This is a genomic window from Agrobacterium sp. CMT1 (genome assembly GCF_037203725.1).
Classification (GTDB): Bacteria; Pseudomonadota; Alphaproteobacteria; order Rhizobiales; family Rhizobiaceae; genus Agrobacterium; species Agrobacterium pusense.
The window spans coordinates 211,333-224,145 of record NZ_JBBCAR010000017.1 but is presented as its reverse complement, the minus strand read 5'-3'; the positions used below and the strand labels follow the sequence as shown (position 1 = coordinate 224,145).

Here is a 12,813-nt window from a genome sequence, read left to right as displayed (position 1 = left end):
GCCTGATTTGCGGCCGAATTTCATATTTAACCCATTGATTTATAACGATCGCCTGTCAGGCATTCCCGCTTCGCCACAAGTTGGGGCCTCCAGGCAAAATGCAGGTAACCATTTGTTAATCGTAGCTTTTAAGTAGAATTTTATGCGCATTGATTAGGTTCTCACTCAAGGCGGGAGACAAACAAACACACCGCCAAACAAAACAGTGAGGCAGTCATGATCAATAGCAAAGTTAAGCCCCAGGCCGTTGTTGCCGATGCACATGAAGATACCATCCGCTCGCTCTACATGGAGTCGCTGCATCTGGTGGAACGTCTCCACCGCCGTCTCCTCGATGTCATCAAGGATGAGTTCGACCGCCAGGGTCGCGATGACGTCAACGCCGTTCAGGCCCTGCTGCTGTTCAACATCGGCAATTCCGAACTGACCGCCGGCGAGCTTCGTTCGCGTGGTTATTATCTCGGCTCGAACGTTTCCTACAACGTCAAGAAGCTGGTCGACCTTGGTCTCATCAACCACCAGCGCTCTCGCGTCGATCGCCGCTCGGTTCGCATCAGCCTGACCGAAAAGGGTCAGGAAATCGCCGAAACGGTTGCCCGCCTTTATGAACGCCACGTCGGCTCGATCGAAAAGGTCGGCGGCATCGGCACCGGCGAGTTCTCCGAAATGAACAAGCTGCTGCAGCGCCTCGATCGCTTCTGGAACGACTCGATCGCTTACCGCCTGTAATACCGCGACGGTTTCACTGTTTAGGCCGGGGGCATTCTTGCTCCCGGCCTGCGGATTCGGCGGCTACATCTCTGCCGTTTCTTCATGTCAAGCCCAACCTGCAAAGCTCGTAGGAACCCTGTTTTGTGGGGCATACACAGCTTCGTGAGAAATGGCCCGTGACACGAATTGGCCATATTGATATGGGACCCGCAAAGCTTGAGGAGCCGGCTGTTTCTCCTGCTGTCGCGGCAAGTCCCGACCGTTCTGCCAGACAATAGCGCCCAGGCGATGGGTGTCGAGTATTCCAGGCCGGCAGGCACGTTGTACGTGTTTGTTAATCATATTGATTTAGGCATTATAGAGAATGCCGAATAGAGTGGCTGGTAGGTAGAATGACAAAGACATCCGTTTCCAATTCCGTATCGCGCCGCACGCTTCTGCGCTCGGCCGTTTCCGCTGGTGTCGCCGCGCTCGCTGCGCCGGCCTTGGCGCAGGACGCGTTTAACGATCTCATGGGTTCCTCGCGCCGCGGCAACTGGGATGACCAGTTCGACGCCAATACGTCGCGTTCGGCTGTGGGCGTCGTTTCCAACAATCCGGTCCTCGGCCGCGAAGCCCCCGTCTATATGCAGCAGGCGATCATGCAATATCAGCAGATCGTGCAGAATGGCGGCTGGCCGGAAGTTCCGGCGTCGCAGCAGCGTCTGCAGATCGGCGTCTCCGATCCCTCCGTTCAGGCACTGCGCCAGCGACTGATGGTATCGGGCGACCTGCCGCGTGAAGCCGGCATTTCCAGCGCCTTCGACTCCTATGTCGATGGCGCGCTGAAGCGTTTCCAGGCCCGTCATGGCCTTCCGGCTGACGGCGTCAGCGGCGAATACACCACCAAGGCTCTCAATGTCTCCGCGCAGATCCGTCTCGCGCAGCTGCAGACCAACCTCGTGCGCATCCAGTCCATGTCCGGCGATCTCGGTCAGCGTCACCTGATGGTGAACATTCCGGCCGCCGCCATTGAAGCCGTTGAAAACGAACGCGTCGTGCTGCGCAACACTGCCGTTGTCGGCCGCGCCAGCCGTCCGACGCACGTTATCAATTCGAAGATTTACGAAGTCATCCTCAACCCCTATTGGACCGCACCGCGCTCGATCGTCGAAAAGGACATCGTGCCGCTGATGCAGAAGGACCCGACCTATCTGGAGCGGAACAATATCCGCCTTATCGACGGCAAGGGACAGGAAGTCTCGCCGACCACGGTCGACTGGTTCGCGCCGAAAGCGCCGAACCTGATGTTTCGCCAGGACCCCGGCAAGATCAACGCCATGTCCTCGACGAAGATCAACTTCCACAATCCGAACAACGAATACATGCACGACACGCCGCAGCAGGGCCTGTTCAACAAGCTGATGCGCTTCGAGTCCTCCGGTTGCGTCCGCGTGCAGAACGTGCGCGACCTGACGTCGTGGCTGCTGCGCGATACGCCCGGCTGGTCGCGCCAGGAAATGGAACGCGTCATCGCCTCGCGCGTCAACACGCCGATCAAGCTCGCACAGGAAGTGCCCGTCTACTTCGTCTACATCACCGCATGGTCGGCGAAGGACGGCGTGGTTCAGTTCCGCGACGATATCTACGGCAAGGACGGCAATGCCGAACTGGCGCTGAACACGACGGCGGGCATGGAACAGCCGGCCGGTGCCGTGGACGACGATCTGCTGCCGCGCAACTGATCGGGCTTTTGCCATAAGCTTTGAATTGTGAGCGAGGGGAGAGGTGATCGCCGGAAACCGGCCAGTCCCTCCGCCGTCATCCTCGGGCTTGTCCCGAGGACCTAATCACCTATCGTAAAATAGAGCATTGCAGATCCTCGGCGCCATCCCGAGGATGACGCAGGTGCGCGGCTTGGCCGCGCATCATCGCAGCGCCGCCTTTAAGTTTCCGTCGCGCTCTGCTTTTCCTGAAAACAACTGCCACTTTTCGTCGCGACGTCGCAGTTTGACGGGCAAATCTCGCTCTCCGTATTGCTCTTGTTCGGGCAGGGCGCTAAGACGCCATCGCATTACTGTTTCAGGAGCCTTCACCATGTCGAACACAGATGCTTTCTTCTCCAGTCCGCTTGCCGATGTCGATCCGGAAATTTTCGGCGCGATCGAGAAGGAACTGGGACGCCAGCGCCACGAGATCGAACTGATTGCCTCGGAAAACATCGTGTCCCGTGCCGTGCTCGAAGCACAGGGTTCGATCATGACGAACAAATATGCGGAAGGTTATCCGGGCAAGCGTTATTACGGCGGCTGCCAGTTCGTCGACATTGCTGAAGAACTCGCCATCGAACGCGCCAAGAAGCTGTTCGGCGTCAACTTCGCCAACGTTCAGCCGAATTCCGGCTCGCAGATGAACCAGGCCGTGTTCCTCGCGCTGCTGCAGCCGGGCGACACCTTCATGGGTCTCGATCTGAATTCGGGAGGTCACCTGACGCATGGTTCCCCGGTCAACATGTCCGGCAAGTGGTTCAACGTCGTGTCCTACGGCGTGCGCGAAGGCGATAACCTGCTGGACATGGACGAAGTGGAGCGCAAGGCCAAAGAACATAAGCCGAAGCTCATTCTCGCCGGCGGCACCGCCTATTCGCGCGTGTGGGACTGGAAGCGCTTCCGCGAAATCGCTGACGAAGTCGGCGCTTACCTCATGGTCGACATGGCTCACATCGCCGGTCTAGTGGCTGGTGACCAGCACCCGTCGCCATTCCCGCACTGCCACGTCGCGACCACGACGACGCACAAGTCCCTGCGCGGCCCGCGTGGCGGCATGATCCTCACCAACGACGAGGATCTGGCGAAGAAGTTCAACTCCGCCGTCTTCCCCGGCCTGCAGGGCGGCCCGCTGATGCACGTCATCGCCGCCAAGGCTGTTGCCTTCGGTGAAGCGCTGAAGCCCGAGTTCAAGGACTATGCCGCACAGGTCGTGAAGAACGCCAAGGCGCTGGCCGAAACCCTGGTTGAAGGCGGTCTTGATGTCGTTTCCGGCGGCACCGACAACCACCTGATGCTGGTCGACCTTCGCAAGAAGAACGCCACCGGCAAGCGTGCGGAGGCAGCCCTTGGTCGCGCCTACATCACCTGCAACAAGAACGGCATTCCCTTCGACCCGGAAAAGCCCTTCGTTACCTCTGGTGTCCGTCTCGGCACGCCGGCCGGCACGACGCGCGGTTTCAAGGAAGCGGAATTCCGCGAAATCGGCAAGCTGATCGTTGAGGTTCTCGATGGTCTTAAGGTCGCCAATTCGGATGAAGGCAATGCCTCCGTCGAGGCTGCGGTGCGTGAAAAGGTCGTCGGCCTGACGGACCGTTTCCCGATGTATCCGTACATGTAAGGAAAGAAGACGATGCGCTGCCCATTCTGCGGTTCCGAAGACACACAGGTCAAGGACTCGCGTCCGGCGGAGGACAACACCTCCATCCGCCGGCGGCGCATCTGCCCGGATTGCGGCGGCCGCTTTACGACCTATGAGCGCGTGCAACTGCGCGAGCTGATGGTCATCAAGAAAAGCGGCCGCAAGCTTCCTTTCGACCGCGAAAAGCTGGTGCGCTCGTTCGAGATCGCGCTGCGCAAGCGACCGGTCGATCGTGACCGGATCGAACGCGCCGTGTCGGGTATCGCCCGTCGCCTCGAAAGCTCCGGCGAGACGGAAATCCCCTCGGAAGAAATCGGCCTTCAGGTTTTGGAAGCACTGAAAAGCCTCGATGACGTCGCCTTCGTTCGTTATGCTTCGGTCTATCGCGATTTTAGCCATGCCGAGGATTTCGAGAACGTGATTGCCGAAATCAACGCCAAGATCGCGCGCGATACCGACGCTGGAGCATAGACGTGATGAGCCGTGCCGATGACGAAAGGTTCATGGCGCGGGCCATCGAGGTTTCGCTTCGCCACCAGGGCCAGACGCTGACCAACCCCTCGGTCGGCTGTGTTCTCGTCAAGGACGGACAAATCATCGCCGAAGCCGTGACCGCCATCGGCGGACGCCCCCATGCCGAACGCCAGGCGCTGGAACTGGCCGGAGAGACGGCACGCGGCGCGACCGCCTACGTGACGCTCGAACCCTGTTCACACTGGGGTAAAACCCCGCCCTGCGCCAACGCGCTTGTGGAATATGGCGTTGCCCGTGTCGTGGTCGCGGTGGACGATCCGGACGAGCGCGTCTCCGGCCGTGGTTATCAGATATTGCGCGATGCTGGTATCGTGGTGGAAACCGGTCTGCTGCGTGCCGAAGCCCAACGGGCGCTCGCCGGTTACCTCACAAGACAGGTGAAAAAACGCCCGCATGTGATTCTGAAGCTTGCGGTTTCTGCTGACGGAATGATCGGCAGGCAAGGTGAGGGGCAGATTGCCATTACCGGCCCTGAGTCACGCCATGCAGTGCACCAACTTCGGGCGCGCTGCGACTGCATTCTCGTTGGTATCAGGACCGCTATCGCGGATGATCCTGAGCTGACCGTGCGCATTGCCGGTCTGGAAAACCGCTCGCCTGTGCGGATCGTGCTGGATCGGCAGTTTGAATTGCCATTGGCGTCGAAACTGGTGCGGACTGCGCGGGAAGTTCCGGTGATGGTTGCCGCTTTACCCCCCTCTGCCCTGCCGGGCATCTCCCCCTCAAGGGGGGAGATCGATGGAGCGCTGCTTCGCCCTGCATCGACGGCTGGAGAGGGTGCCTATAGGGCACAATTTGAACGAGCGGACAGCCCCTTGCCAATCTCCCCCCTTGAGGGGGAGATGCCCGGCAGGGCAGAGGGGGGTAACCTCGACCTCCGCCGCCAACTCCTGACCAACGCCGGCGTCGAAATCCTCGAAGCCCCCACGCTCGAAAACCTCCTCCACATCCTTGCCGAAAGCGGTATGTCGGAACTTCTGGTTGAAGGCGGCGCCTTTGCCGCAAAATCATTCCTTGAAGCTGGATTGGTGGATCGTATCATGCTGTTTGAAAGCCCCGTCGTGATCGGCAAGGGCGGCATTGTAACGCCGCTCAGCCGTGCCGACATCAAGGGCGACTATGCTCTGATCAGTGAAACCGCCTACGGGCCGGATCGCTGCTTCAATTATGAAAGGCCGATTTGATGTTTACCGGAATTGTCACCGACGTCGGAACCGTTTCCGAGCTGGAAGCTCTGGCCGAAGGCGTGCGTCTGCGGGTGGCTACAAATTACGACCCCAAGACCATCGATATGGGCGCGTCCATCTCCCATGGCGGCGTCTGCCTGACGGTGACGAAGCTGCCTGATGATGGCAGCAATGAGCGCTGGTACGAGGTCGAAGCATGGGAAGAGGCCTTGCGCCTGACGACGATTGCCAGCTGGCAGAAGGGCACCCACGTCAATCTGGAGCGGGCGCTCAAGATCGGCGATGAGCTTGGCGGTCATATCGTCTCCGGCCATGTGGACGGCAAGGCGGAAATCCTGTCGGTCGAGCCGGAAGGCGAGGCGGTGCGTATCCGCCTGCGCGCGCCGGAACATCTGGCGAAATTCGTTGCCCCCAAGGGCTCCGTGGCGCTCGACGGCACATCGCTCACCGTGAACGCCGTTGATGGCACCGATTTCGACGTGCTGTTGATCCGCCACACGCTTTCCGTCACCACCTGGGGTGAGCGCCGGCCGGGCGATTTCGTCAATTTCGAGGTCGACACCATGGCCCGTTACGCCGCGCGGCTTGCGGAATTCCCCTCGGCGTAATGTGACGATGCTTTGGAGAGGAGGACGCACCGACGCCTCCTCCGTCATTCCGGCCTCGAGCCGGAATCCAGTCAGCTCAAGTCTTTGGGCTGAAAGAACTTTTCCCGCCGCGCAGACACGCGTCGACTGGATTTCGGCTCAAGGCCGGAATGACGGAAAGGGGAGTGGCCAACACCTGAAATCGCGGCCTATAGCAATTGTTCTCAAGCACCCGCTTCCGATGAAGCTGGAAACGCTATAAGACTTTTTGGCCGTTTGATATCGACCGCGAGCCAAACGGGGCAGGGGAAATACATCATGCCTTCCTTCGAACTGCTGACCGCCTTTTTCATAACCGCCGCCCTGTTCGCCTATATCCCCGGTCCGGCCATGCTTTACGCGGCGGCGCAGACCATGGCGCGCGGCCGGTTTGCCGGGTTGATGGCAGTGCTCGGCATCCATGTCGGCTGCTATGTCCACATCTTCGCCTCTGCGGCCGGTCTCTCGGTGTTGTTTCAGGCGGTTCCGTGGCTCTATCTCGCCGTGAAGCTCTGTGGTGCGCTTTATCTGGTCTGGCTCGGTTTTTCGATGTTGCGCGGCAAGATGGAAGGCGAGGGGGTCAATCTGACCATCGAGCCGAAATCGGCACGCCGCGCCTTCATCGACAGCATCATCGTTGATGTACTCAACCCGAAGACAGCGCTGTTCTTTCTGGCTTTCCTGCCGCAATTCGTCGATCCGGCCGCCGCCTTTCCCGTCTGGCTGCAGTTCCTGATCCTTGGCATCGCCGTCAATTTCATTTTCTCCTCCGCCGATCTCGTCGGCGTGCTTCTGGCAGGCGCAATGGTCGGGCGCTTGAAGCGTTCGAGAGCGGTGCAGATGCTTGTCCGCCGTGCTGCCGGAACGGTGCTGATGGGGCTTGGCGTCCATCTCGCTTTCCAGAAAACCTGATTCACGGGGAGCCGCGCCGGGAGCGCAAAACCCGGCCAAATGCCCTGCAAACGCGGCCGCTTGCGCCGCCGACACATGAAATTACTTGCCAAAAACGGCCAGCCGTGGTTTGACCGCCGCAAATGCCGGTGTGATCCGGCGTCAAGCTTTTCGGGAAAATCCCCAGGAACCCTCAAATGTCCAAACCCCATCTTCTTATCGTGGAAGCACGTTTTTACGATGATATGGCCGACGCTCTTCTTGAAGGCGCGAAGTTCGCGCTTGATGAAGCCGGCGCCACCTATGACGTCATCACCGTTCCCGGCGCGCTCGAAATCCCCGCCGCCATCGCCATGGCGCTTGATGGCGCCGACAATGACGGCACCGAATATGACGGTTTTGTCGCACTCGGCATGGTCATTCGTGGTGAGACCTATCACTTCGATATCGTCGCCAACGAATCTTCCCGCGCCCTGATGGATCTGGCCGTCAGCGAATCGCTGCCGATCGGCAACGGCATCCTCACCGTCGAGAACGACGAGCAGGCCTGGGCGCGCGTGCGCCGCTCCGACAAGGACAAGGGTGGTTTCGCTGCCCGTGCGGCGCTCACGATGATCGAGTTGAAGAAAAAACTGGGTGGCTGAACGCATGTCTAATGTGGAAAATGGCGGTGAACCGCGCCAGCCTTCGGTAAAGCCCGCCAATCAGCGCGGCGCAGCCCGCCTTGCGGCCGTGCAGGCGCTTTACCAGATGGATGTCGGCGGAACCGGCGTTATGGAAGTCGTCGCTGAATATGAAGCGCATCGTCTCGGCCAGGAAGTCGATGGCGATACCTATCTCAAGGCCGACCCGTCGTGGTTCCGTTCGATCGTCTCGGGCGTCGTGCGTGACCAGACGAAGATCGACCCGCTGGTGCGCTCCGCCCTTCTCGAAGACTGGCCGCTGTCGCGACTCGACGCCACCGTCCGCGCTATCCTGCGTGCAGGAACTTTCGAGCTTCTCGAGCGCAAGGACGTGCCGGTCGCCGTCATTGTCACGGAATATGTTGAAATCGCCCGCGCTTTCTTCGAGCATGACGAGCCGAAGCTGGTGAATGCGGTTCTTGACCGCATTGCCAAGCAGGTGCGCGGCGAGGCAAAACGCTGAACTAAAAGCAGATGAGGAAGAGATGAGCGCCGTTTCCGTCCCCGGACTTGAAGGTCAACTGGACGAGGCGAAGCGCAACGTCTTCCTCCTCACCATGGCGCAGGCGATCATGGGATCGGCCGCGCCCATGAGCTTTTCCGTCGGCGCGCTCGTAGGGTACCAACTGCTTGGCGCCGACAAGTCGCTGGCGACCGCACCGCTTACCGGGTTTAATATCGGTGTGGCGCTTGGCGCGATCTGCGTGGCGGCCGCATCCCGTTTCCTCGGCCGCAAGGCTGGCTTCATGGTCGGCGCACTGATGTGCTCGATCGGCGGCGGAGTTGCTGCGGTCGCGCTCTTCCGGTCGGATTTCTGGCTTTTTGCCGTCGGCCTGCTGCTGATCGGCATTTCCGGCGGCTTTACGCAGAAGATCCGATTTGCCGCAGCCGACGCATCGCCGTCCTTCTACAAACCCAAGGCTATCTCCTGGATACTTGCGGGCGGTATCATCTCCGCCATTGTCGGACCGCAGCTCGCCATCTTCGGCAAGGACCTGCTGGCGCCGGTCACCTTTGCCGGCGCTTTCATGGCGCTCGTGCCATTGGGGCTCGTTTCGATCGCCATTCTGGCGTTTTTGAAGTTGCCCGATCCCAAGGCCGCCACCCATGTCGAATCGGCAAGGCCGCTTTCTGAAATCGTCCGCACGCAGCGTTTCGTCACCGGCATGATCTGCGGCATAGGCTCTTATGCGCTGATGACCTTCATGATGACCGGCGCACCGCTTGCCATGGTGGTCGGCTGCGGTTTCCCGACCGAACTCGCCACGCTCGGCATCCAGTGGCACGTCCTTGCCATGTTCGGTCCGAGTTTCTTCACCGGGATGCTGATTTCCCGGTTCGGCGCGGAAAAGATTGTCGCTTCCGGCCTCATCGTGCTGATGGCCTGTGCCATCGTCGCCCACATGGGCATCGAATTGTGGAATTTCTGGACGGCGCTGATTCTGCTCGGGCTTGGCTGGAATTTCGGTTTCATCGGCGCGACCGCCATCATCACGTCAAGTTACCGCCCGCATGAAGCGGACAAGGTGCAGGGATTTCACGATATCGTGCTGTTCGGCACGGTTGCCCTGTCATCCTTCTCCTCCGGCAAGGTCTTCACGGCATGGGGCTGGTCGGTTATGAACCTCGTCATCTGGCCCGTTTCAGGGCTTTGCCTCCTGCTGGTGCTGTCGCTCATCTTCACGGCACGCAGAAAAGCGGCCTCAGTCGCATAGCCGGCGCTACGCCTTTCAAGTTTCAGGCAAATTTGTGGGCTTGACGCGAGACGTCGCGCCAACGCAATCTCCCGTCGAGGACATTTTTCCTTGGGAGGGGAACAAATGCCCAATAGGGGACTTCGGACAGGCCGTCCGCGTCCCGCTGCACATGGTTTCGCCACGCCGGGGTGGGAGTGAGGCCCGGCCTTTTGGGAGGTAAGTGCGCATGACCGTAATACCCATAGTCATTTTATGCGGTGTCCTGTCCGTGGTTTACGCGGTATGGGCAACCAAGAGCGTCCTCGATGCCGATCAGGGCAACGAGCGCATGCGTGAAATAGCAGGTTATATCCGTGAAGGTGCGCAAGCTTATCTCACCCGCCAATATCTCACCATCGCCATCGTCGGCCTGATCGTCGCCGTTCTGGCCTGGTATCTCCTGTCATCCATGGCCGCGATCGGTTTCATCATCGGCGCTGTCCTTTCAGGTGTTGCCGGATTCGTCGGCATGCATGTGTCCGTCAGGGCCAATCTGCGCACGGCGCAGGCCGCGTCGCACAGCCTGTCCGCCGGACTCGACATCGCGTTCAAATCAGGCGCCATTACCGGCATGCTGGTGGCGGGCCTCGCGCTGCTCGGCGTATCCATCTATTATTTCATCCTCACCTCGGTGATGGGCCATGCGCCCGGCTCGCGGGAAGTGATCGATGCGCTGGTGTCGCTCGGATTCGGCGCTTCGCTGATCTCCATCTTCGCACGTCTCGGCGGCGGCATCTTCACAAAGGGCGCCGATGTCGGCGGCGATCTCGTCGGCAAGGTCGAGGCGGGCATTCCTGAGGATGACCCGCGCAACCCCGCAACCATCGCCGACAATGTCGGCGACAACGTTGGTGACTGCGCCGGCATGGCGGCCGATCTTTTCGAGACCTATGCCGTTTCGGTGGTGGCCACCATGGTTCTCGCCGCGATCTTCTTTGCGGGAACGCCGATACTCGAAAGCGCAATGGTCTATCCGCTGGCGATCTGCGGCGCCTGCATCCTGACCTCGATTGCCGGCACCTTCTTCGTGAAGCTCGGCACCAACAATTCCATCATGGGCGCGCTCTACAAGGGCCTGATCGCCACCGGCATCTTCTCCGTCGCGGGTCTTGCCGTCGCCACTTATGCGACGATCGGCTGGGGGACGGTGGGCACGGTGGCCGGCACGGAAATCACCGGCACCAATCTCTTCCTGTGCGGCCTTGTCGGTCTCGTCGTGACGGCGCTGATCGTTGTCATTACCGAATATTATACCGGCACCAACAAGCGCCCGGTCAATTCCATCGCCCAGGCCTCGGTGACGGGCCACGGCACCAACGTCATCCAGGGGCTTGCCGTTTCGCTCGAATCGACCGCGTTGCCGGCCATCGTCATCGTCGGAGGCATCATCGGCACCTACCAGCTCGGTGGCCTGTTCGGCACCGGTATTGCCGTTACCGCCATGCTTGGTCTCGCCGGCATGATCGTCGCGCTCGACGCTTTCGGCCCGGTCACGGACAATGCCGGCGGCATTGCTGAAATGGCTGGTCTTGATCCAGACGTTCGCAAGGCGACAGACGCGCTGGATGCCGTCGGCAATACCACGAAAGCCGTGACCAAGGGTTATGCCATCGGCTCAGCCGGTCTCGGCGCGCTGGTTCTGTTTGCCGCCTATGCCAACGACCTTTCCTATTTCGCAGCCAACGGCGACACCTATCCCTACTTCAAGGATATAGGCGAGATTTCCTTCAGCCTTGCCAACCCTTACGTGGTTGCCGGCCTGCTGTTCGGCGGCCTCATTCCTTATCTCTTTGGCGGCATTGCCATGACGGCGGTGGGCAAGGCGGCAGGCGCCATCGTTGAGGAAGTCCGCCGCCAGTTCCGCGAAAAACCCGGCATCATGGCCGGCACGGAAAAGCCTGACTACGGCAAGGCCGTGGACCTGCTCACCAGGGCGGCGATCAGGGAAATGGTCATCCCGTCGCTTCTGCCGGTTCTGGCACCTCTCGTGGTCTATTTCGGTGTGCTGCTGATTTCCGGTTCCAAGGCCTCGGCCTTTGCCGCACTCGGCGCCTCACTGCTCGGTGTCATCATCAACGGCCTCTTCGTGGCGATTTCCATGACGTCTGGTGGTGGTGCGTGGGATAACGCCAAGAAAAGCTTCGAAGACGGTTTCGTCGACAAGGACGGCGTGCGCCACGTCAAGGGTTCGGAGGCGCACAAGGCATCGGTAACGGGTGATACCGTTGGCGATCCCTATAAGGATACCGCGGGTCCGGCGGTCAACCCGGCCATCAAGATTACCAATATCGTGGCGCTGCTGCTGCTGGCGGTTCTCGCCCACTGAAGGCTACCGTTTCGACAAATTGAAAAGGCCCGGGGAGCGATCCCCGGGCCTTTGAATTTTCCGTTCCTGCTGAGGTCAGGGCGTATTTCCACCCTGGCCGAGAATGCTCTTGGCGATATTGGCGCCCGAGGTGCCGCCGGAAAGCAGCTGCTGCAGGAAGGTGAGGTCCTTGCCGCCTGTCGGCGTGGTGCGCGAAATCGTGTCGAAGACCTTGCCGTCCTGCAGCGTGTAGTTGGCCTTGCGCTCGATGACGCCGTCCTTGTTGAAATAAATGGCGAGAATGTTCTGTTCGACCAGCGACGGCTTCATGAAGGCCGCACGGCGCACACGCTTCTGCGAGATGTAATAGAACACTTCATTGCCGAAGGTCGCGGTCGTGGAGGGCGTGCCCATGGTCAGGAGAACCTGCTCACGGCTCGAGCCTTCCGGGATCAGCTGGAGCGACTGCTCGTCCATGACATAGCCGTTATGGAATACATCTGTCGTGCTGGTGCAGGCGGAAAGCAGGCTGGATGCGAGCACGATTGCGATGGCGGTCTTGCTCAGAATTTTGCCGTGACTTGCGGATTTCTGCTTGCTCAACTGCTTTTCCCCGACTGCGATCATGAATGGCACCTTCCGGCATTGCGTGGTGCACAGTGTCTGTGCACATGATTGTGTCAATCCGGGGACGGAAAATCCCGATCACCCCCCAAATTCAATGCTTTCCCGGCCTTTTGGAACTCCTCCGGT

The 12,813-nt window shown here is 60.1% G+C and carries 12 protein-coding genes; 11 read left to right on the top strand and 1 reads right to left on the bottom strand.

Annotated features, from left to right (window positions below; translation table 11 throughout):
• Positions 1 to 219 precede the first annotated feature (219 nt).
• The 11 genes from ldtR to WA845_RS20465 all read left to right on the top strand — a co-directional run bounded on the left by ldtR (position 220) and on the right by WA845_RS20465 (position 12,081).
• Entirely contained in the window at positions 220 to 729 is a 510-nt protein-coding gene (gene ldtR, locus WA845_RS20515) for a transcriptional regulator LdtR (RefSeq protein ID WP_026363448.1), read from the top strand.
• Between the two features lie 374 nt (positions 730 to 1,103).
• Positions 1,104 to 2,435, top strand: coding sequence for a L,D-transpeptidase family protein (locus WA845_RS20510; RefSeq protein ID WP_006700203.1), 1,332 nt, complete (start codon positions 1,104 to 1,106; stop codon positions 2,433 to 2,435).
• A 352-nt stretch (positions 2,436 to 2,787) separates the two neighbouring features.
• Positions 2,788 to 4,077 carry a serine hydroxymethyltransferase gene (gene glyA, locus WA845_RS20505; protein ID WP_004441171.1) on the top strand — a complete coding sequence of 430 codons (1,290 nt, stop codon included), beginning with the start codon at positions 2,788 to 2,790 and terminating at the stop codon, positions 4,075 to 4,077.
• A 12-nt stretch (positions 4,078 to 4,089) separates the two neighbouring features.
• Positions 4,090 to 4,569: a transcriptional regulator NrdR gene (gene nrdR / locus WA845_RS20500; protein WP_003512508.1), complete on the top strand. Its 480-nt coding sequence runs from the start codon at positions 4,090 to 4,092 to the stop codon at positions 4,567 to 4,569.
• Between the two features lie 2 nt (positions 4,570 to 4,571).
• Entirely contained in the window at positions 4,572 to 5,816 is a 1,245-nt protein-coding gene (gene ribD, locus WA845_RS20495; protein ID WP_112555055.1) for a bifunctional diaminohydroxyphosphoribosylaminopyrimidine deaminase/5-amino-6-(5-phosphoribosylamino)uracil reductase RibD, read from the top strand.
• Entirely contained in the window at positions 5,816 to 6,427 is a 612-nt protein-coding gene (locus WA845_RS20490; protein WP_112555054.1) for a riboflavin synthase, read from the top strand. The genes ribD and WA845_RS20490 overlap by 1 nt, the downstream gene beginning before the upstream one ends.
• Positions 6,428 to 6,724: 297 nt before the next feature.
• Positions 6,725 to 7,357: a LysE family transporter gene (locus tag WA845_RS20485; protein ID WP_112555052.1), complete on the top strand. Its 633-nt coding sequence runs from the start codon at positions 6,725 to 6,727 to the stop codon at positions 7,355 to 7,357.
• Positions 7,358 to 7,533: 176 nt separating this feature from the next.
• Complete coding sequence (gene ribH / locus WA845_RS20480) at positions 7,534 to 7,980, top strand: 6,7-dimethyl-8-ribityllumazine synthase (protein ID WP_004441178.1); 447 nt, start codon at positions 7,534 to 7,536, stop codon at positions 7,978 to 7,980.
• Positions 7,981 to 7,984: 4 nt separating this feature from the next.
• Complete coding sequence (gene nusB, locus WA845_RS20475) at positions 7,985 to 8,482, top strand: transcription antitermination factor NusB (RefSeq protein WP_112555146.1); 498 nt, start codon at positions 7,985 to 7,987, stop codon at positions 8,480 to 8,482.
• A 22-nt stretch (positions 8,483 to 8,504) separates the two neighbouring features.
• Positions 8,505 to 9,734, top strand: a complete 1,230-nt coding sequence (locus tag WA845_RS20470) for an MFS transporter (protein WP_112555050.1) — start codon at positions 8,505 to 8,507, stop codon at positions 9,732 to 9,734.
• A gap of 208 nt (positions 9,735 to 9,942) precedes the next feature.
• Entirely contained in the window at positions 9,943 to 12,081 is a 2,139-nt protein-coding gene (locus tag WA845_RS20465; RefSeq protein WP_112555048.1) for a sodium-translocating pyrophosphatase, read from the top strand.
• 75 nt (positions 12,082 to 12,156) lie between these two features.
• On the opposite strand, the gene WA845_RS20460 is transcribed toward WA845_RS20465, so the two are convergent.
• Positions 12,157 to 12,687 carry an outer membrane protein assembly factor BamE gene (locus tag WA845_RS20460; protein ID WP_004441184.1) on the bottom strand — a complete coding sequence of 177 codons (531 nt, stop codon included), beginning with the start codon at positions 12,685 to 12,687 and terminating at the stop codon, positions 12,157 to 12,159.
• Positions 12,688 to 12,813: the final 126 nt, after the last annotated feature.

What these genes read in the sequence shown, in the direction of transcription:
- WA845_RS20465 (WP_112555048.1), top strand. Translation starts at nt 9,943, where the DNA reads ATGACCGTAATACCCATAGTCATTTTATGCGGTGTCCTGTCCGTGGTT.
- nusB (WP_112555146.1), top strand. Translation starts at nt 7,985, where the DNA reads ATGTCTAATGTGGAAAATGGCGGTGAACCGCGCCAGCCTTCGGTAAAG.
- WA845_RS20470 (WP_112555050.1), top strand. Translation starts at nt 8,505, where the DNA reads ATGAGCGCCGTTTCCGTCCCCGGACTTGAAGGTCAACTGGACGAGGCG.
- WA845_RS20510 (WP_006700203.1), top strand. Translation starts at nt 1,104, where the DNA reads ATGACAAAGACATCCGTTTCCAATTCCGTATCGCGCCGCACGCTTCTG.
- WA845_RS20490 (WP_112555054.1), top strand. Translation starts at nt 5,816, where the DNA reads ATGTTTACCGGAATTGTCACCGACGTCGGAACCGTTTCCGAGCTGGAA.
- WA845_RS20485 (WP_112555052.1), top strand. Translation starts at nt 6,725, where the DNA reads ATGCCTTCCTTCGAACTGCTGACCGCCTTTTTCATAACCGCCGCCCTG.
- ribH (WP_004441178.1), top strand. Translation starts at nt 7,534, where the DNA reads ATGTCCAAACCCCATCTTCTTATCGTGGAAGCACGTTTTTACGATGAT.
- nrdR (WP_003512508.1), top strand. Translation starts at nt 4,090, where the DNA reads ATGCGCTGCCCATTCTGCGGTTCCGAAGACACACAGGTCAAGGACTCG.
- glyA (WP_004441171.1), top strand. Translation starts at nt 2,788, where the DNA reads ATGTCGAACACAGATGCTTTCTTCTCCAGTCCGCTTGCCGATGTCGAT.
- WA845_RS20460 (WP_004441184.1), bottom strand. Translation starts at nt 12,687, where the DNA reads ATGATCGCAGTCGGGGAAAAGCAGTTGAGCAAGCAGAAATCCGCAAGT.